At 48.9% G+C, this 18,034-nt stretch carries 22 protein-coding genes, 1 tRNA gene and 1 other annotated feature; of the genes, 8 read left to right on the forward strand and 15 right to left on the reverse strand.

Going from position 1 to position 18,034, the window contains the following annotated elements:
• Positions 1-97: 97 nt before the first annotated feature.
• Positions 98-259 (reverse strand): hypothetical protein, encoded by a 162-nt coding sequence (locus ACKFKF_RS23640; RefSeq protein WP_446869942.1) that lies wholly within the window; start codon positions 257-259, stop codon positions 98-100.
• A gap of 246 nt (positions 260-505) precedes the next feature.
• On the opposite strand from ACKFKF_RS23640, the gene ACKFKF_RS23645 reads away from it, so the two are divergent.
• Positions 506-889 carry a hypothetical protein gene (locus ACKFKF_RS23645; protein ID WP_446869943.1) on the forward strand — a complete coding sequence of 128 codons (384 nt, stop codon included), beginning with the start codon at positions 506-508 and terminating at the stop codon, positions 887-889.
• 73 nt (positions 890-962) lie between these two features.
• Positions 963-1,898 (forward strand): peptidoglycan recognition protein family protein, encoded by a 936-nt coding sequence (locus ACKFKF_RS23650; RefSeq protein WP_446869944.1) that lies wholly within the window; start codon positions 963-965, stop codon positions 1,896-1,898.
• 55 nt (positions 1,899-1,953) lie between these two features.
• Here the strand turns inward: ACKFKF_RS23650 and ACKFKF_RS23655 are convergent, their stop codons facing one another.
• The 3 genes from ACKFKF_RS23655 to cobO form a co-directional block, all read right to left on the reverse strand.
• Positions 1,954-4,647, reverse strand: coding sequence for an FG-GAP-like repeat-containing protein (locus ACKFKF_RS23655; protein ID WP_446869945.1), 2,694 nt, complete (start codon positions 4,645-4,647; stop codon positions 1,954-1,956).
• 315 nt (positions 4,648-4,962) lie between these two features.
• On the reverse strand, positions 4,963-5,109 hold the full coding sequence (locus tag ACKFKF_RS23660) for a hypothetical protein (RefSeq protein WP_446869946.1): 147 nt from the start codon (positions 5,107-5,109) through the stop codon (positions 4,963-4,965).
• A 121-nt stretch (positions 5,110-5,230) separates the two neighbouring features.
• Positions 5,231-5,866 carry a cob(I)yrinic acid a,c-diamide adenosyltransferase gene (gene cobO / locus ACKFKF_RS23665; protein ID WP_446869947.1) on the reverse strand — a complete coding sequence of 212 codons (636 nt, stop codon included), beginning with the start codon at positions 5,864-5,866 and terminating at the stop codon, positions 5,231-5,233.
• A gap of 618 nt (positions 5,867-6,484) precedes the next feature.
• Between cobO and ACKFKF_RS23670 the strand changes: the two genes are divergently transcribed.
• Complete coding sequence (locus ACKFKF_RS23670; protein ID WP_446869948.1) at positions 6,485-7,678, forward strand: homospermidine biosynthesis protein; 1,194 nt, start codon at positions 6,485-6,487, stop codon at positions 7,676-7,678.
• 759 nt (positions 7,679-8,437) lie between these two features.
• Here the strand turns inward: ACKFKF_RS23670 and ACKFKF_RS23675 are convergent.
• Positions 8,438-8,935, reverse strand: coding sequence for a sterol desaturase family protein (locus ACKFKF_RS23675; protein WP_446859067.1), 498 nt, complete (start codon positions 8,933-8,935; stop codon positions 8,438-8,440).
• Positions 8,936-9,054: 119 nt separating this feature from the next.
• Between ACKFKF_RS23675 and petJ the strand changes: the two genes are divergently transcribed.
• A complete protein-coding gene (gene petJ, locus ACKFKF_RS23680) occupies positions 9,055-9,393 on the forward strand; it encodes a cytochrome c6 PetJ (RefSeq protein WP_446859068.1) in 339 nt (112 codons plus the stop codon).
• A 110-nt stretch (positions 9,394-9,503) separates the two neighbouring features.
• A complete protein-coding gene (locus ACKFKF_RS23685; RefSeq protein ID WP_446859069.1) occupies positions 9,504-9,956 on the forward strand; it encodes a hypothetical protein in 453 nt (150 codons plus the stop codon).
• A 127-nt stretch (positions 9,957-10,083) separates the two neighbouring features.
• Here ACKFKF_RS23685 and thrC read toward each other — a convergent pair whose 3' ends face one another.
• Complete coding sequence (gene thrC / locus ACKFKF_RS23690) at positions 10,084-11,151, reverse strand: threonine synthase (RefSeq protein ID WP_446859070.1); 1,068 nt, start codon at positions 11,149-11,151, stop codon at positions 10,084-10,086.
• Between the two features lie 257 nt (positions 11,152-11,408).
• On the opposite strand from thrC, the gene ACKFKF_RS23695 reads away from it, so the two are divergent.
• From ACKFKF_RS23695 to ACKFKF_RS23705, 3 genes are all read left to right on the forward strand, one after another.
• The gene (locus tag ACKFKF_RS23695; RefSeq protein WP_446869949.1) at positions 11,409-11,618 is read left to right on the forward strand and encodes a hypothetical protein; all 210 of its coding nucleotides are present in this window, start codon (positions 11,409-11,411) and stop codon (positions 11,616-11,618) included.
• Between the two features lie 151 nt (positions 11,619-11,769).
• Entirely contained in the window at positions 11,770-12,444 is a 675-nt protein-coding gene (locus ACKFKF_RS23700) for a low-complexity tail membrane protein (RefSeq protein ID WP_446869950.1), read from the forward strand.
• Between the two features lie 202 nt (positions 12,445-12,646).
• On the forward strand, positions 12,647-12,871 hold the full coding sequence (locus ACKFKF_RS23705; RefSeq protein ID WP_446859073.1) for a hypothetical protein: 225 nt from the start codon (positions 12,647-12,649) through the stop codon (positions 12,869-12,871).
• 32 nt (positions 12,872-12,903) lie between these two features.
• On the opposite strand, the gene ACKFKF_RS23710 is transcribed toward ACKFKF_RS23705, so the two are convergent.
• From ACKFKF_RS23710 to rplS, 9 genes are all read right to left on the reverse strand, one after another.
• The gene (locus ACKFKF_RS23710; protein ID WP_446869951.1) at positions 12,904-13,437 is read right to left on the reverse strand and encodes an alpha/beta hydrolase; all 534 of its coding nucleotides are present in this window, start codon (positions 13,435-13,437) and stop codon (positions 12,904-12,906) included.
• Between the two features lie 301 nt (positions 13,438-13,738).
• Positions 13,739-14,131 carry a 50S ribosomal protein L7/L12 gene (rplL, locus tag ACKFKF_RS23715; RefSeq protein WP_446859075.1) on the reverse strand — a complete coding sequence of 131 codons (393 nt, stop codon included), beginning with the start codon at positions 14,129-14,131 and terminating at the stop codon, positions 13,739-13,741.
• Positions 14,132-14,273: 142 nt separating this feature from the next.
• Entirely contained in the window at positions 14,274-14,822 is a 549-nt protein-coding gene (rplJ, locus tag ACKFKF_RS23720; protein ID WP_446869952.1) for a 50S ribosomal protein L10, read from the reverse strand.
• Positions 14,823-14,875: 53 nt separating this feature from the next.
• Positions 14,876-15,022, reverse strand: a sequence feature (ribosomal protein L10 leader region).
• Positions 15,023-15,094: 72 nt separating this feature from the next.
• A complete protein-coding gene (gene rplA / locus ACKFKF_RS23725) occupies positions 15,095-15,811 on the reverse strand; it encodes a 50S ribosomal protein L1 (protein ID WP_446859077.1) in 717 nt (238 codons plus the stop codon).
• Between the two features lie 56 nt (positions 15,812-15,867).
• On the reverse strand, positions 15,868-16,293 hold the full coding sequence (rplK, locus tag ACKFKF_RS23730) for a 50S ribosomal protein L11 (RefSeq protein ID WP_446859078.1): 426 nt from the start codon (positions 16,291-16,293) through the stop codon (positions 15,868-15,870).
• 25 nt (positions 16,294-16,318) lie between these two features.
• On the reverse strand, positions 16,319-16,957 hold the full coding sequence (nusG, locus tag ACKFKF_RS23735) for a transcription termination/antitermination protein NusG (protein ID WP_446859079.1): 639 nt from the start codon (positions 16,955-16,957) through the stop codon (positions 16,319-16,321).
• A complete protein-coding gene (gene secE / locus ACKFKF_RS23740) occupies positions 16,954-17,181 on the reverse strand; it encodes a preprotein translocase subunit SecE (protein ID WP_446859080.1) in 228 nt (75 codons plus the stop codon). The genes nusG and secE overlap by 4 nt, the downstream gene beginning before the upstream one ends.
• Before the next feature lie 221 nt (positions 17,182-17,402).
• Positions 17,403-17,475, reverse strand: a tRNA-Trp gene (locus tag ACKFKF_RS23745).
• Positions 17,476-17,591: 116 nt separating this feature from the next.
• A complete protein-coding gene (gene rplS, locus ACKFKF_RS23750) occupies positions 17,592-17,954 on the reverse strand; it encodes a 50S ribosomal protein L19 (RefSeq protein ID WP_446869953.1) in 363 nt (120 codons plus the stop codon).
• Positions 17,955-18,034 lie beyond the last annotated feature (80 nt).

Below are 18,034 nucleotides of genomic sequence, written 5' to 3' on the forward strand. Positions count from 1 at the left end.
AATTTACTGTCCTCTCTTGCATTCCGGCTTCCTAGTTTTGTCAGTCAAGCAGGTGCCAATCCACAAAGCAAAAAAACTGAATTCAATTTACGTCACCTTAGCGGATTGAGTGCGATCGCTCCGGACTCCCAACACTCATCTCATCTCTCACCTCTGCTTCCTTTCTTTCGGCACCCTGCGGAAACAGATAGCGGATTGTTGCAAATCCAGAAGCGACGACGAACCCAACAACGAGAACCGCGACAGGAAAAGGGAACATGGCAGGTTGTAAAAACGTCCAGTGTTATTACTGTATGAGTCTCATTTGACAGCGTTGTGACTGACTCATCTCAAAGCGTTGACAGAAACGGGAAGAACTTAAGACTCTCGATATAGGATTTTGGCCTTTGAACTATGACTATTTGAGTTGTAAGAATTTGGTTGTAAGAATTTGGTTGTAACGAAGTTCTCCAACAACGATTTAGCGCGTAAGTTCGTTCTTCAGCTAGAGGTTCACGCACTGAAGATGATCTTCTATTTTAAGCAACAGACCTCAGATTCAGAAACCGCCTCAGAAATGATGGGTAAATTTTTCGCGATCGCCTTTGCTATCCTCTGTATGCTCCCTTTACAAAGCTGCTCTCCGGCACAAGCGCAAGCGGGGTTAGACTCTCGTGTGTCGCGCCTGGAAACTGATTTTTTTGGGCTACAAAGTCGCCTGAGTCAGATTGAGTCTCGCATTCCTCGATCGAGCGTTGCTCCCTCACTTCCTTCAAACCCAGTGCCACGAAGCCGTCCAGGGGTTGCTTCTGCTGATCCCCAGTTTGACCGACTCGCCACACTTGTCATCGAACTTAAAGAGCGCGTTACTCAGTTAGAAAAACGACTTGCCAAAATCGATCGACAGTAATAAATTGCTCTCTAAGCATGAGTCATGAAAGGCTCCTTTTGCGATCGCCCCCCTCCGAATGAACCCTACTGGCATGAAAAAACCGTTACAAACTCTCATCATCCTGGCGTTGAGCGTAATTGCGATCGTTCTGGGAGCCTACTCTGGTCATACCGAAGTGGTCGAAGGAATCAAAATTCGCCTTTCTACTCCCCCTGCTCTCAGCCAGCCCTCACAATCCTTTGACGGTTCTACACTTTCTAGTGCCTGTGCCCTCAAACCCATCGCCAAAAAGAACAAATTGACAAAAGTGCCCCCGGCGATTCGAGAACAAATTCCCCTAAGTCGATTTAGACAGGACTCTAGCGCGATCGTTCCCACTAAAGACGACTTGCCCAAAACTCAGCCGATCTACACACCCAGAGAAGTGGTCACACTGGCACACCCCACCAACTTTGGGCGGCGTTTTTTGCAAGACCTCGCTGGCAACCCCGTTAACCAGGAGCCGATCGTCGTTCTCCACGAAACCGTTGGCTCTGGTCAGGGCACGATCAGCTTTTTTCAAACGCCCCATCCCAACGATAACGATCAGGTCAGCTATCACACCTTAATTAGAGAAGATGGAACCGTGACTTATCTGGTGCCGCCCGATCGTCGCGCCTTTGGAGCCGGAAATTCTGTGTTTGAAAGCGCGATCGGCATTGAGGCAGTCAGAACTAATCCTGACTTTCCGCCCTCTGTGAATAACTTTGCCTATCACATTTCTCTCGTCACCCCTCCCGACGGGCGCGACAATGCGACTCGACACAGTGGCTACACAAGAGCACAATATCAATCTCTAGCGTGGCTCGTCGCCAAAACAGGAGTGCCACAATCCCGAATTACGACTCATCGACTGGTGGATCGATCGCGCCAACGGATAGATCCCCGCAGCTTTGACAGTGAGTATTTTCTGCGACTCCTGAGCGCCTATCCCAAAACCAACGACATCTCAATCCAATGCTCGACCCCCGCCGTCGAAGTAGAGTAGCCACAAAAAAGGGGCACACCTTTGCACCCCTGACGACAAATAGAATCAAAACAGCTTAGACACCCAAATCAACCGTGATCGCACTCGATGTCAGATTATTGGTGGGATCTGACTCAGGAATACCATTTGTGTTGACCACCATAATGATGTAGAACTGTTGTGTTCCTGTCAGGTTCCGCCAAACCGTATCCCCTTTAGGTGGTAATGCTAAATTGATTTGAGCAGGAGATAGGTCAGTTCTAGCAGGAATTGCGTTCGGAATCTCATTGAGATCTCGATCGCCGGGGCCAAAAACGTTATCCTCTGAGAGATAGAACTTAGTGAGTATCGTCTCACTGTCAAGAATTGCCTTATTGCCAGCGTTGCCGATCGCATAGGTCGCTGATAGAGTGCTGCTACTTGATGAGGTAATTGGAATCGAGGTCGATGGGGTTACGCTCAAGCTGATGGCTCTGGGATCAGCCGTGATTGTTCTTGTTACATTAACTTCAAACTTGTCCTTGGCGATCGCGACATTAAAGTTATCGGTTTCGCTGGTCTCTGTGAAGGCATTGTCTGGGTCAACGATCACGCCGATGTAATAGTTTTTGTCTACTGTCCAGAAAGTGTCTTCGATATTAGGCAGGGTCACTTGGCTGGTTCGGACTGTGGAGGGGCTGCCTGCTGCGATCGTCTGTTGTACGAGGTCTGTTCCGATCAGGCGATCGCTGGCATCAATCACGCTATCTCTGGAGATGACAAAGTTCACCTTGACCCCGCTCACAGAGACAGTTCCACCATTTCTGATGCTGTAGCTAACATTGACCTTTGTTGCGGGATTTGGCGTAGCCGTTGAGGGTTCGTCTAGCGGAATCTGAACCGGAGCCGTAAAGCTTTCACCCAAGAGATTGACGATTTGAGGTGTCCCCAACAGAGTCAAGCTGTAAACAGTGGAGGTATTTGCAGTCGTATTAACTTTGACAAAGTAGGTGCCGACTCCTAAATCCATTCCTGCTGTGTAAGCAACTAAAGTCGATGGAGTGCCCGCCGCTCCCTGTCTAAATAGTTGCAGTGTTACGCTGCCCGTCGGAGTCATCGTAAAATTCGACTGGGTAGCAATATTGAACTTAAAGAAGTCAGGAGCTGTCGCCGTCACAGCATCTCGATAGACTCCTGGTGTAGCAGGACTGACATTCGTCCCGGTGTTGAGAGTGCCAACATCAAAAGCAGTGGCCTCGGAAGGGCCGCTAATGCTCTGGGGCTTGTTGGTGAGATTGCGCTTGAGAATTCCATCCATTTTCCAATCTAGTGGAACTTTAGAGGGAGCGATCGCAAAGTCAGCAAGGGCTTTTCCTTCGGTCAGTTTTGTACCTGTGGTGTCTATCAGCCACACGCCGACCGTTCCATCTGAGTTGCGCCACAGCATGTCGTCTTTGCCGTCACCGTTAAAGTCAGTAATCGCTTCAATCTTCCAGCTAACCTCATTAGTCAACAAGAAACCAAAACTGGTGAGTTTTTGACCCATGCCCAGATTGCCGTCTAGGTTCCAAATGCCGTTGGTGCCAGACCCTGACGTGACCCCGTTGCGAGTAAAGGAGTCGCGCCAGAATATATCAGTAATTCCGTCGCCATTAAAGTCCCCTGTTTGAGGAGTCCAGGAGGTCAAAGCTGGAGAACTAAACAAGGAGTCAAACGATTGGCGGTCTTTGCCTGTCATGAGCCAAACAACGTTGTCGCCTGTGGAGGTGTTGCGCCAGAGCAGGTCTGCACCTCCGTCTCCAGTCAAGTCAACTGCTGTGGGCACCCATTCGCGAGGAACGCCAGAAAAGTAGCTAAAACTCGTCGGTGTCTCCAGGTTTCTGCCTTTCATGATCCAAATGGCTAACTCTCCAGTTGGGGCGTTTCGCCAGAGGATGTCGTCGTTGCCATTGCCGTCAAAGTCAGCGATTTCAGGTGCCCAAGTTGACCGTGCGGGAAATGCAGGCGTGAGGTTAGCATCGGCAATCTTAATGCCATCCATCAGCCAGACAGCGGTCACTCCGGTGGACTGGTTGTGCCAGAAGATGTCTGACTTGCCGTTTCCATCAAAATCACCGACATAGGATTTCCAGGGTGCATCCAAAAAGAGAGACTGGTTGTTGAATCTGGGCGTTCCAACCTCTAGCACGCTTTTGCCCTGCATTAGCCAGATTTCGAGCGACCCATCCGTTGTGTTTTGCCAAAAGACATCATCTTCTCCATCTCCATTAAAGTCACCAACCGTCGGTCGCCAGTTGCTCGTTTTTTGTGGAGTAAAGCCAACCTCACTGTAATCTTTACCATTCATCAACCACACCCCATTTGTGCCGTCGGCTGCGCGCCATAGGATGCTGCTGGAGTTGAGGCTGGTGTTGGCACCCACTTTAAGTGAGTAGTCAGCAGAGGTCGCCGTCGAATCGGTGGAGTCTAGATCAACTTTGACGTAGTAAGTTCCGGGCTGGACGTTGTTGAGAATGATGGACTCTGAGAGACGTTGGGGATTGCTGGTGCCTGATGGGGTAATTTCACTCGCTTCGTTGGGTGCAGAAAAAGCTCTCAGGCGTGCATTTCCAGTTAATCCGGTTAGCGAAAGACTGATGCTGCTGCTGCCTGTAAGGGTGAATTTAAAGTAGTCGGTCAGGTCTCCCCCCGTAGCGCTACTAAGTGAACCTAATTCTTCTTTGGTGGAAAGGGCGGGCGAGAGAATTTCTTTAGCGGTCTCGAACGAGTTATTACCAAGGATGGGAGGCATAGCGTTACTCTGTTATGAGCTGACAATTTTCGATTGATTCTGGGAGTAGTGTTCCCTACTTACTGAAGTTTTGACTAAAGCTTGTCTGGGAAGCTGGAATCCTTGCTGAACAAAGATTTCAGCTTATGCTAGAAAATGCCAGCATGAAACCGTCAAACTCTTCGCTAGAGAGGATTTGATGACTTTTTAGAAAGCATTAGCCAAAAATTCAGTATTTAAAGATTAGAAGTGAAGTCAAAGCAGCATTTTACACGAATCCGCAACGATTCCTTGTGAGATTCACTGCAACTAAAAGTGATGGTTTTGAATAAAATCTTATACATTGTTCAACGAAGTATCGTCCGCATTACCACCAGAGTCGTCTTTTAGAACGGTCGAGCCACGGTTGTGCCCTACATCGAGAAGAAAACTTTGCGATCGCTCTTCAAATCCCTCAAACTCGCCGCCCCTGCTGCATTTCACAGTCAAACTCAGTCCTGTGAATCTGGAAAATACGCAGGTTGCCTCTAAATATCAAATCCATGCGGCTCAATGTAGCAATTCAGACCTCTGACAAGCCTCAATTCTATAAACAGAACAGCAGTTAAAATTCGATTCCAGGCTGGGCCTTGATGCCTTGTTCTCGAAATGGATGTTTGATTAATGTCATTTCTGTAACTAGGTCGGCGCGATCGATCAGGGCCGCAGGGGCACCTCGACCCGTAAGAATGACGTGAGACGCTTCTGGCTTTTCTGCCAATCCCGCAAGCACTGTTTCTACATTCAGATAGCCCAACTTGAGCGCGATGTTAATTTCGTCAAGCAGTACCAGCCGATAGTCAGGGTTGTGAATGAAGGATAAAGCCGTCTCCCAGGCTTCGGTTGCTTTGAGAATATCGCGATCGCGATCCTGCGTCTCCCAGGTGAACCCTTCTCCCAAGGCGTGAAACTGAAGCTGGTCGCCCCAATGGGCAAAGGCCGCTTTTTCGGCAGGCTCCCAGGCTCCTTTAATAAACTGAACGATTGCCACCTTGTAACCGTGACCGAGCGATCGCAGCACCATTCCTAAAGCCGCCGTGGTCTTGCCTTTGCCATTGCCTGTATTGACAATGACCAACCCTTTTTCGGCAGCCATATCAGACAGTCGCTGATCCTGCACTTCTTTGCGTCGCTGCATTTTTTGGCGGTGCTTTTCGGAATCCGCGATCGAGGAATTGATGTCAGGCTGAGAGTCAATCATGGACGAGACGCTTTCTAGAAACATTCTAAGTATTGCTCCTAGCCTATCAGGAGACAGTCCGCTCTTGGGTCGCCCTTGAGAAAATCTCAGTATTTCAGATGAGTGACATTCTGGGAAGGAGTGATAGGATGAAATCGTCTGTGTTTACACAAGGTTGCGTAAAAAGCATTGAAACTTTTCTCGTTTACTGGATACCCCTGGAGACCTCTCTGGTATCTGGACATGAAGTTAAAGCGCAAGCGGCAGTGTGATCCAGCTCTCTCGCTGGTTGACCGCTGTGAAGCGCCCAGTATGAACTGACCGATCTGTAACTTAAGGTTCGCACTGCGTTTGTTGTAAAGTCCTATCGCTTTCAACGCCTTCGCGAACTGGATCGGTCAAGTTCTCTTTTAGGAGAATTTTCAAAACTTATTGCCGAAGTGGTTAGCGAGTTCTGGGGCTGTAAGAACTAAGCCGCATTTGACCACAAGAGGCGTTCCTGCGTCGATCGCGGTTGCTTTGATTTGCGCTGAGTTTTAAGAAAAAAGCGCATATCCCAGTAGCCTGGCGATTTAACGTGGACTGTTATTCACTGTCTAGCCCTTTCTTTATGCGTTTGATCCTTTCTGGAGTAGAAAAATGTCCAAACTTCTCAGTCACAAAATTGCACCCTCCCCCATGCCTGCCGAAATCAGCGTAGTAGATTTGATTGACGGCTACTTTACGGCATACAATTCGGCTCGCCTGCGAGAAATTTGTCATCTGCTGACGCGCGAAATCATGCAAGAAGGCGTAACGGTCGGCCTTAGCCTCTCAGGAGCGATGACCCCAGCCGGATTGGGGACTTCTGTGATTGCACCCCTAATGCGAAACGGATTCGTCGATTGGATCATCAGTACCGGAGCCAATCTTTACCACGATATGCACTATGGATTGGGACTGGATCTCTATGCCAGCAATCCCTTTGTCGATGATGTGAAGCTGCGTCAAGAAGGTCGAATTCGCATTTATGACATCATTTTTGACTACGACGTGCTGTTGGGAACCGATGCTTTTATCCGCCAGATTCTTAAAGCCGAACCGTTTCAAAAACGCATGGGAACAGCAGAATTTCACCATCTGCTAGGCAAGTATGTCTATGAGGTCGAGCGGCAGTTAGGGGTCAAGCATTCCTCTTTGCTGGCGACGGCTTATGAGTGTGGCGTTCCGATTTACACGTCTTCACCGGGCGATAGCTCGATCGGCATGAACATTGCAGCGATGGCCCTCGAAGGTTCCAGACTGATGATCGACCCAATGCTGGATGTCAATGAAACAGCGGCGATCGCTTACTCAGCGCGTGAATCTGGCATCCCTGATGTCGAAGGCAAGAGTGCGGCTCTAATCATTGGTGGCGGCAGTCCCAAAAATTTCCTGCTGCAAACTCAACCTCAGCTACATGAAGTGTTGGGATTGGAAGAGCGGGGACACGATTACTTTATTCAGGTGACGGATGCTCGTCCTGATACGGGTGGATTGTCTGGCGCAACGCCCAACGAAGCCGTAAGCTGGGGCAAAGTTGACCCCGATGAGTTGCCTAACACGATCGTTTGCTATACCGACAGTACGATCGCGTTGCCCATTCTCACCGCCTATGTGACCAATCAATGTGCGCCTCGTCAGCTCAAGCGACTGTACGATCGCCGCGATGAGATGCTGGCAAAACTCAAGGCAGACTACGAAGCTGCGAAGCTGCAACCTGATCACCCTGTCACAGAGCCGATTTCCGTAACTTCCTCAATGCGTGAACCTGTGGCAACTTATCCCTGTGGCACGCCGATTCGTCGTCACTAGCTAGAACAGTTGAGATCCTGACCTTTTAAAAAATCAGGGATCTGTAAGGGGCGGTTTGCTTCATAAGTGGAGCGATCGTCCCTTTTTTAATCTGATTCTTGCTGGTAACGCAGGGCAAGTTTCTTCCCTTTGTGTCGAAAATCTTCCTGATTAGATATCAACCGTAAGTTTACGGGTTGTTCTGGAGCGATCCCTCACGACATTGCGTAAAACGCAACTTATTCCAGTAAAAACACAGATGAACTTCATGAAGCACTTTGAGATGATTCTCACATAAGTCATTTCATTAGAGAGTATCAACTTTCACAGCTACCAAGCTCAGTGGTGTCGCGCTACTGGGCTTTTGTTTTTTAAATTTCTTGAAGCATTTAGGTAATTAACTTGGGTGATCGATTGCAAACTGGGTAACGCCATCCCTTACTAATGCGATCGACCTGCACCTCCGAGATTCTTTTACCTGTTGTCTTTGTGATGAAAAATCTAGTTAACTCAACGCTGGTTGACTGACAAAAGCCCTGAAACTCTGCGATTGTTAACGCTGGCGAATCGAATTTAGGGAGTTTTTATACACAGCAAATTTTATTCTGGTCGCTGCAATCTCGTTTCTGAAAGAACTTGCGGAACCGATCACCAGACAGAAAGTTTTGTCAGTCAGCAACCCAACGTCAAAACCCCGATTAGATGCGCCGCCGATTTCTAGAAGGTAAAGCTCGTCGGCGTAAGCTTGCACTCAGAGATTTCATCAAATCCACAGTTCTTTTACCACCAGCGCAACTGTAGATAAGAGCGATCGGGTTGACTCAATTCAGTTTCATCGACCCACTCAACCAGCTTGTACGTCCCAAAAACGTGATCCCACCAATCGACTGCAAGCCCAAAATTGTGGTGCCACATTCCGTACTTGTGATGGACATAGTGGACGGGCATCTTCATCCAAAAGCACTTTGATGGATTTTCGTGCTGGAGTTGATGAGCATAAGAGGAAAACGCTGCGTAGACCATGCCGCCAAGAAACCAGCCCATTCCTGCTGCAAATGAGTGAAAAAACATTAGACAGAGAATAATTACCGTGCTTTTTACATAGTCGCGAAACTCCCACAAAACGCCCTGACCCTCATTGCGCCGATGGTGATCTCGATGCCGCTCTCCAATTTTGGGCGAAACATGCATCAGGCGATGCATCCAATACTCCACCAGACTGGCCAAGACAAACGCGATCGCAAAACAAATCGCCCCCACTCCAAGTTGCACTAGCACAGAGCAAACTCCTCTTCTGACAACACTTTGATATTCTGCCATTCTCTTTTGTTATTGTCTCAAAAGAATGAGTGTTGGCGAAGATATGTCAGGATCAGGAATACAAATGGGTAAATAAAATGCTGAAGCGATTTCTAACGATCGGTCTGGTTGGGTTCATTTTAGGAATTGTGTTGCTGACTCCGCCGACGCTGGCCGCCAACCTTAAGAACGGGTCACAGGTTTTTGCAGCCAACTGTGCAGGCTGTCACGCTAACGGAGGCAACATCGTGCGACGCAACAAAACCCTGAAACTGAAGGCACTCCAGCAAAATGGCTATGCAACCGTAGCGGCGATCGGTCAACTCGTCCTCAACGGCAAAAACAACATGCCTGCCTACAAAACAAAGTTAACGAAGTCTCAGGTTGAAGACGTTTCTGCTTACGTGTTGGAGCAAGCGCGCAAAGGCTGGAAGTAAGAATCGAGAACCTAACAAATTTGTCCTTTCTCTCATCCCCGCATCCTTCATTCTGGGTGTATCTTTGGAGATTAAGCAGTGGAATTTAAGCGGGTTGAGAGGGATCGAGCATGTCTGATCAGGTGGTTCAATGGCTCAACGAAATCAAAGAGCTTAAGCAACGGTTGCAAGAAGCCCAAGACGCACAAAACGCTGCCAATGCAAGTGCAGACAACTGGCGCAAACGATACGAAACCGAAGCCCAACAGCGTCGAACGGAAGCCATGCTCACCCGTCAAACGATCGCTGCCCTCACCGCAGAAGTCAATCACCTCAAAAGCCTGCCCCAGCCCTCAGCCGATACTCCGATTTTGTCCTCCAGCATTGAGCGATCGATTGATGCCCTGCAAACCATTGAAGAACTCAAACTAAAGCTATTGGAAGTCTGGAGTGAGCGCGATCGGTTGGCCCAAGATTTGAAGATTGAGCAAGCGAATCATGTTCAGACCCGCAAAAATCTAACGACGGCGCTGGGAGACACGGTGGACATGTTGACGAAGCAGAGGATGAGGGATGAGGGATGAGGGATGTATTAAACTTTGAGTCTTTGGGTGAGGTGATTGTCTGTGAAGGTGAAGCCAGGATTGAATCCAAGTTTTTGAGTCAGCGCCTCAACCGCTCTACCAAACCGTTTCATCCCTCATCCCTTCTTCAGAACCCCATCACCTTCGCAACGGTCTCCAGGTTTGGCTCAACTCCTTGTCTGAAGTTGTTTTCGCTAAATTTGATGGCAGAATCGGGATCTTTTAAGCCATTGCCTGTAAGCACACAGACGATCGTCGCTCCTGTAGGAACTTGATCCTTAACTTTGAGCAGACCTGCAACCGACGCAGCGCTGGCGGGTTCACAAAAAATTCCTTCATCGCCTGCCAGCATTCGATAGGCGACCAAAATCTCTTCATCCGTAACGGCATTAAAGCTGCCCTGACTGGAGTCTTGGACGGCGATCGCTTTTCCCCAGTTGGCGGGGTTGCCGATGCGAATAGCAGTGGCCAGGGTTTCGGGTTGACTCACAGCATGACCTGTCACTAACGGGGCCGCCCCTGCCGCTTGAAAGCCCATCATCTGAGGTAGCTTGGTTGATCGTCCTTCTTGATGATATTGACAAAACCCCATCCAATACGCGCTAATATTGCCCGCGTTACCTACCGGAATGCACAACCAGTCAGGCGCGTCACCCAATACATCCACCACTTCAAAAGCTGCGGTTTTTTGCCCTTCTAGGCGATAGGGGTTAACCGAATTGACCAACGTCACCGGGTAGCATTCTGACATCTCTCGTACGATTTCTAGGGCGCGATCGAAGTTACCCTTAATTGCCAGAACTTCTGCCCCATAAAGTAGCGCCTGAGCCAGCTTACCCAATGCCACATAGCCATCAGGAATTAACACAAACGCCCGCATCCCACCTCGTCTTGCATAGGCAGCCGCTGCGGCTGACGTATTGCCTGTACTGGCACAAATTACGGCTTTGGCTCCCGCTTCCTTAGCTTTGGAGATTGCCATCGTCATGCCCCGATCTTTAAAGCTCCCCGTCGGATTTAGCCCATCATATTTGACAAATACCTGTACCTGTCGGCCAATCTGCGCGGCGATCGTCGGCACCGGAATCAAAGGAGTATTGCCTTCATGAAGGGTCACAATAGGAGTCGTCTCAGAAACAGGCAAATAGCGACGGTAGCCCTCAATCAAGCCACGCCAGTTTTGAACTTTGGGCATTGCCTCACGAGGGGATTTATCGGAAGTAGACAGGCTTAGGGTCACAGGAGTCAATTCTTGAATGCAACAAGTGTAGATCCTAGTCTACCGTGAGGGCTTTCTTTGACGGTGATTTGTGTCGAAGCATGTCGAGCCAGGGGCTAGGAAACTAAAAGAATTCTCGATCCGTCCACAAAAGTGAGCCTCTTTATCTGATCTCGTGTAAAGTTTAGGTTAAGATAAACGACGGTGTGAGTAAGTACAAATTCCTAATCACTATGACATCCCGAAATTCAAACGCTCAATTCAGTGGTGTAGCGGTCTGTGAGCCTCAAAGCGATTGTTCAGATTTGCGTTCTCTCGAAAAAATGAAAGCAATTTATCAGGCCGATCAGCAAGCAAAGTTTCTCAATCTTCATGCAGAAACCGAGTCATTGCTACAACAGCTTCAAAGCCTCAAACAGCAGCGCGCTCAGGTGATTGACTAAAGAACCGAGTTGGGGTGTGGGAGAGATAAAATTCTCTGAATCTGCTGTTAGTCACCACTTCGACTCAGGGAGCCTTTTTCATCTTCTACGCCCACCGCTCCAGATCCCACTCACCTCTACAATGATGGTGGGATTAACGCGAGTGTAACTTATGCGTGCTTTCTGGTCTGATCCGTATTTGTGGATTCATGCGGCTGGCTTGGCTGCGGTGCCACTTTGCTTGATGTTGTGCTTGCTGGGGTTGGCGGGTGATCCGATTTTGCCTGTGAGCGTGGAGTTGGGGCTGGTTGCTCTGGTTGGCATTGCTCCGATCGCTTGGATGCAGTGGAAAAAACCTTTTTACATCTTTAGTTTGGTGCCCGTCGCTATCAAGCCAGAAAAGCTTACAGAAGATCAGCGTCGCTTGCTTACCCTCTTTAAGGCGCGTGCGAACCCCATTTGGATTGGATTGGGAGCGCTGCTGCTAGTTATATTGTTGCGTCAGATTTATTTTGTCGCGCCGATCACGGCTGACTTATCGCCATTTTTAGCATGGCGGGGCTTGGGGTTGTTAGTCGCGGCGATCGGATTTCTAGCGAGTAATTTGTTTTTGCAGGTGCCTTTGAGTGTGGCACAAGTCTTGCTGACCAGCGATGCTCAATTTGACGCGACTGCCCCCTTTGCGCTGGCCCATATTCCACAAAGTTTTTCGATCTTTGGGCTGCGAGTCAATCAAATCGTGCCGCCTCTGATTGCAGACAGCTTGACACAGCCCTCTACGGATATTCCCGTGCCTCAGCCTTCCCCGTTAACGGAGCCAACTGATACTGAAGCCAGTACTGACTAGCCGAAGTGTACAGAGTGCAATTTATCCAAACATAGCCAAATTTAGCGTCTTGGTGGCTGTAAAGTGTTGTCCACATCACAGATGCAAAAATATCTTAAGTTATTCTAGAGATAGAAACCGGGCAACCAATGGATGCCTGAAATTGCGCTTCGTAAAAGCTTAGTATTGTTCAAGTCGCGACTCCTTAACTGTCAGGTGAACTATGGTAAATCCTTCTGCTTCTTCGCCGTCCGAAAGTGATGCCCAAGTGCGTCCGCTAATGGCCGAACTTCAAGTTTGGGATAGTCTAAAGCGAGCGATCGCAGACAGTTCTGGCTTCAAGAGTTGGCGAATTGAACGTGACACAGACAAGCAGATTCAGGATCTTAGCTTAGACACGCTGGTTCACAATTATTTACGCGAAACGTTAGAAACTCTGGCGTACTAACTCTGGCGTACTGAAGATTCAAATTCCATAACCTAAAAAAAGCTGCTCAGGGGATTTTGCAGGCGATCGGCGAGTTCGCTCAACCGTTTGTAGGCATCAACGAGTCGATCGCCATCCAGCATAACTTCTTGAGTCGGGTACTTTTGCAGGACTTCTAGAATAGAAAGCTTGCTGTCTCCAGTTGCAGAGAGAATCAGGGCAGACCGCAATGCCTGACGATCGGCTCCTCCTTTGGGTGTGCGAATGGCTTGACTCAGCGGATCGAGTAGCCTATTGCCGATCGGACTGTTAAGGATGCGATCTAGAAGTGTGGGATTAAGGGTGACAGTTTGGGTGAGCGATCGGCGCACCACGACGGGATCTTGTTTTGAAAGTCGCAAATGGGCTTGAAGGGCGGGAGAAACATCACCTTTATCAGCAAAGGCGGTGAGTTCGCTGACCGAAATCGACTCCCGCAAAACGCCATACTTCAAAATCACTTGCTCCGCTGCCAGCGCAGAACTCGACAAGGTGGCTGTGCTAATGGAGACTACCCAAAAATAATTCCATAACCTCTGAACTTTCATTACGGTAACTTTGCAAAGGTTTCCACTTTAGGACGATTTTATGAGTGAAAAGTTCTGCATCGGGTGAAAAAGTCAGACGATGCAAAAAAGGAGCCTCCTAAGAGACCCCTAACATCATCAGAAAAGATAACTTAGACGCAAATTGATGAGTTTCTTAGCTTTACTGACTTCAGTAGAAACACGCCTCAACTCTCCAAAAACTTTGGATTGAAGCTCCTCAAAACTGAGCATCAAAAACCAAAACAAGTTGAGTTGAAAAAACTGAATCAAATTAACGCTAAGTTGAGACACAAAGAAACGGCTACTTGATAGAAACCTTGCCGCCTGCTTCTTCGAGTTGCTTCTTGATATCTTCAGCTTCTCCCTTGGCAGCCCCTTCTTTAACTGCTTTAGGAGCAGCCTCTACCAAGTCTTTTGCTTCCTTCAGACCCAGACCCGTGATTGTCCGCACGACCTTGAGAATTGCGATCTTCTTATCAGCAGGGACTTCTTCCAACACAACATCAAACTCGGTCTTTTCTTCGACTTCTTCAGCGGGAGCCGCAGCCGCGCCAGGAGCCATCATCATCATGCCGCCAGCCGGAGCCGCAGCACTCACGCCAAACGCTTCCTCGATTTGCTTAACCAGTTCAGAGGCTTCAAGCAGGGTCAGACCCTTCAATTTCTCAACGATTTCGTCGGTAACAGCAGACATAGTTGATCTCCTAAGTGAAAAAAGTTTTGGGGTGTCGAGCTTTGAGTTTCGAGTTCAAAATTGACCAATCAATTCATCCCTCTTCGCGAAGCGGATTACCCCCCAAGGGGGAACAGATCATCGAAGTTCTCGCTCATCCTTTCTAAGCAGCTACGTCTTCTTCCGCTGCATTGTCTTTGTCTGCAATCTGCTGAATCGCACGCGCCAAACCAGAAGGTACTGCATTGATACCCACGGCTAGTTGAGTTGCCACACCGTTGATTGCGCCTGCAATTTGAGCGATGAGTTGCTCCTTGGAGGGGAGGTCAGCGATCGCTTTCAAATCCGCCTCATTCAGCACTCGACCATCCATCACGCCGCCGCGAATTTCGGTCTTCTTGCTGGCTTTCTGGAATTCCTGGTAAGCCTTGATTGCGCCACCCAGGTCATCTTTGACCATCACAAAAGCAGAGTCGCCTTTGAGAATTTCGCCGACTGATTGCCACCGCTCATCGTCTTGAGTCGCGATTCCCATAAAGGTGTTTTTGGTCACCTTACACACCGCGCCCTTGGGACGCAGACGGTTTCGCAAATCGCCAATTTCGGAAACGGTCAAGCCACTGTAGTTGATGATAAACATCAGTTTAGAGTCATTCAGCGTTTCTTTGAGTTCGGCAACGATCTGTCGCTTATTTTCTGGCGTTCTACCCATTCGTAATCACCTCCTTAAGTTGAGATTGGTATCTGATGGTTGTCTCTAAAAGCCAAGCCAAAAAGAAACCCCAGCGATTGGCCGGGGTGACATGACATCTGACTCAGGTGCTGAAGGACATCGTGAGAGTCAAAAATCAAACCTAGGCAGGACATTAAGCATAAAGCCCCTGCTGTCTCCGGCTTGGCTATTTAGTTCAGACAAAATTTTGGATGTGCTTCTCCTGAAACAAGATACAGGTCTGTGCTAATTCAAAGTTGCTCAGAACTCGATTAAGCAGCGTCTCCTATCTTAAGGTCACGCAGGGCACTAATGTCAACTTCGATCGACGGCCCCATCGTAGAAGAGACGTAAACACTGCGCCAATAGCGACCCTTTGCGCCAGAAGGCCGGTTGCGATCGACCGTTTCTTGAAGCGCCTTCAGATTCGCCAACAGATCCTCAGCCGAGAAAGTCGCTTTTCCAAACAAAACGTGAACGATTCCTGTCTTGTCTGCTCGAAACTCTAGCTTCCCTGCTTTGAATTCGGCGATCGCTGGCCCCAAATCAAACGTCACCGTTCCCCCTTTGGGAGAAGGCATCAACCCGCGTGGCCCCAACAGTCGTCCCAATTTTGCGACCTGCGGCATCATGTCCGGCGTGGCAATCAGCAAATCAAAGTCCATCATCCCTTTTTGGATGTCTTCGATCAGCTCCTCAGAACCCGCCAAGTCAGCACCCGCAACAGTGGCTTCGTTGACCTTTTCGCCACGTGCAATCACCGCCACTCTGACCGTTTGCCCCGTCCCTTTGGGTAAGGAAACCGTCGTTCTTAACTGCTGGTCGGTGTACTTGGGATCGATGCCGAGACGCAGGTGCGCTTCCGCCGATTCGGGGAACTTTGCGGTTGCAGTCTCTTTGAGAAGGTTGAGCGCCTCAAGTGGCTCGTAAGGCCGCTCCTCGACCTTCTTTTGTAACTCTTGTAGTCGTCGCGATACTTTTCTAGTCATGTCACTCTCCTGGGGTATTGGCGAGAATCTTCTCTCCCCCGTAATGTTTGCGTTGCTTATTCGCTGATTGTGATGCCCATGTTTTTAGCGGTGCCTTCGATGATTTTCATCGCCGCATCAATGTCATTGGCGTTCAGATCAGGCATTTTGGTTTTGGCAATGTCTTCTAACTGGGTGCGGGAGATCGACCCTACTTTTTTACGATTTGGCTCACCCGAACCTGTCTCAATTCCAGCCGCTTTGGCAATTAGCTTGGAGGCAGGAGGCGTTTTGAGAATGAAGGTAAAACTGCGGTCTTCGTAAACTGAGATTTCTACCGGAACCACCATCCCTGCTTGGTCAGCAGTTCTTGCGTTGTATTCCTTGCAGAACATCATGATGTTTACCCCATGTTGACCCAGTGCAGGGCCAATCGGAGGGGCTGGGTTTGCTTTTCCGGCGTTGATTGCCAACTTAATGACCGCCGTGATTTTTTTTGCCATCGATCGTGATCTCTTCGACTCCGAATTAAACTTTCTGAACCTGGTTCACTTCCAATTCCACAGGGGTTTCCCGCCCAAAGATTGAAAGCAGAGCCTTGAGTTTGTTGCGCTCGGCGCTGACTTCGATCACTTCGCCTTCAAAGTCCTTAAACGGCCCTGAGAGAACGACAATCTTGTCACCTGCTGCCATGTCAATTTTTCTGACTGGCTCCTGCTCCTGGGACTGCTTGAAGATGCGTTCAACTTCTGAGTGACCCAGGGGCATTGGTTTAACGTGACCGCGCCCCCGTCCATAACGGCGCTTTTGCTCTGCTCCCACAAAGTTGATCACGTTGGGCGTGTTTTTGATCACCTGCCACACTTCGTCATCCATTAGCATTCTCACCAAAACATAGCCCGGAAAGACTTTTTCTGAGCCTTCTTTGGGTTTGCCGTCTTTTTGAGGTCTGAGGATGGGTGTTTCAGGGATCTGTACGTCCAAAATTCTGTTGGTGACATCTAGCGTCTGAATGCGCTGCTCCAGGTTCGCTTTAACGCGCTTTTCACACCCAGAGGCAACCTGCACCGCATACCAACGAGCTTTTTCCAGCGCCAGATTTTCTTCTGAGTCCTCGGCTGGGTTGCGCTGTGCTAATTCTTGCGATTCGTCTGAAGTAAAAGTCATCCGAACACCTTTATCTGTGCCCACTGAAAGAACTGATCGACCAGGTAGATGAGAGTTGCCGAGAGCGTCACCATTAAAATAACAGCCACTGACTCACTAATCAGCTGTTGACGACTGGGCCAGACTACTTTGTCCAGTTCCTCTTTCGTTTCTTGAACAAAGGAATTTGGGTTAAATCCGGCTTCTTTTGTCTCCGGCAGGGTTGCTTCGTCTTTTTTTGCCACAGTTCTCAAGCGCTCCCGTCTGTCTAATAACGAGTGTGTCCGAATCTACAGTCTAACGAATCTGTAAATTCTTGAAGTTTAAAGTCTGTCACTCAACAACAGAACCTGGCTGATCCAACCCCGCACAGATTCGGAAGCAAGGGTTATTTCAATATTTCATGACCGACATCAAAAATGTCCATCAACTGTTTAACCAATTTGTCTAGCTCAGAGCAATCCAGCGCGCCCTGGAGGACTTGAACCCCCGACATCAGGTTTTGGAGACCTGCGTTCTACCAACTGAACTAAGAGCGCACGAGCCGAACGACTCTGACTTATTGCCTTATCTAGTCTAACAGCTAATGGACAGTTCGCTGTAGCTTTTAGCGATTAGCAGAAAGTGAGTTTATCAAGGGCTAACCGCCAGCCGCTTACAAAGGGCGATCGAAGCGTTGTTTGAGACGAGTTGCCTTACCAGTGCGCTCACGCAAGAAGTAGAGTTTGGCGCGACGGACTTTACCGCGACGTAGCACTTTGATGCTCTCAATCCGAGGAGAGTGGATCAGAAAAACCCGCTCAACCCCAACTCCTTGAAAGACGCGGCGGACGGTGATGTTTTGGCTAATGCCAGTACTGCCCTTGGCAATCACGACTCCTTCGTAGGGCTGGGTACGCTCTTTGTCGCCCTCTCTAATTTTCACGCCCACGCGAACCGTGTCACCGATATGAACGACGGGAAGATCTGACTTTAGCTGCTCCGCTTCGATCGAGCGGATTAGTTCTTGCGCTTTCATAGGACTTCAAAAAACTCACAATTGCTTACTTTAACTTAAAAGATGCCACTTAGTCTAGGAAAAACTTTCTAGAAAATTCA

The sequence above is a fragment of the Phormidesmis sp. 146-12 genome (assembly GCF_052939495.1).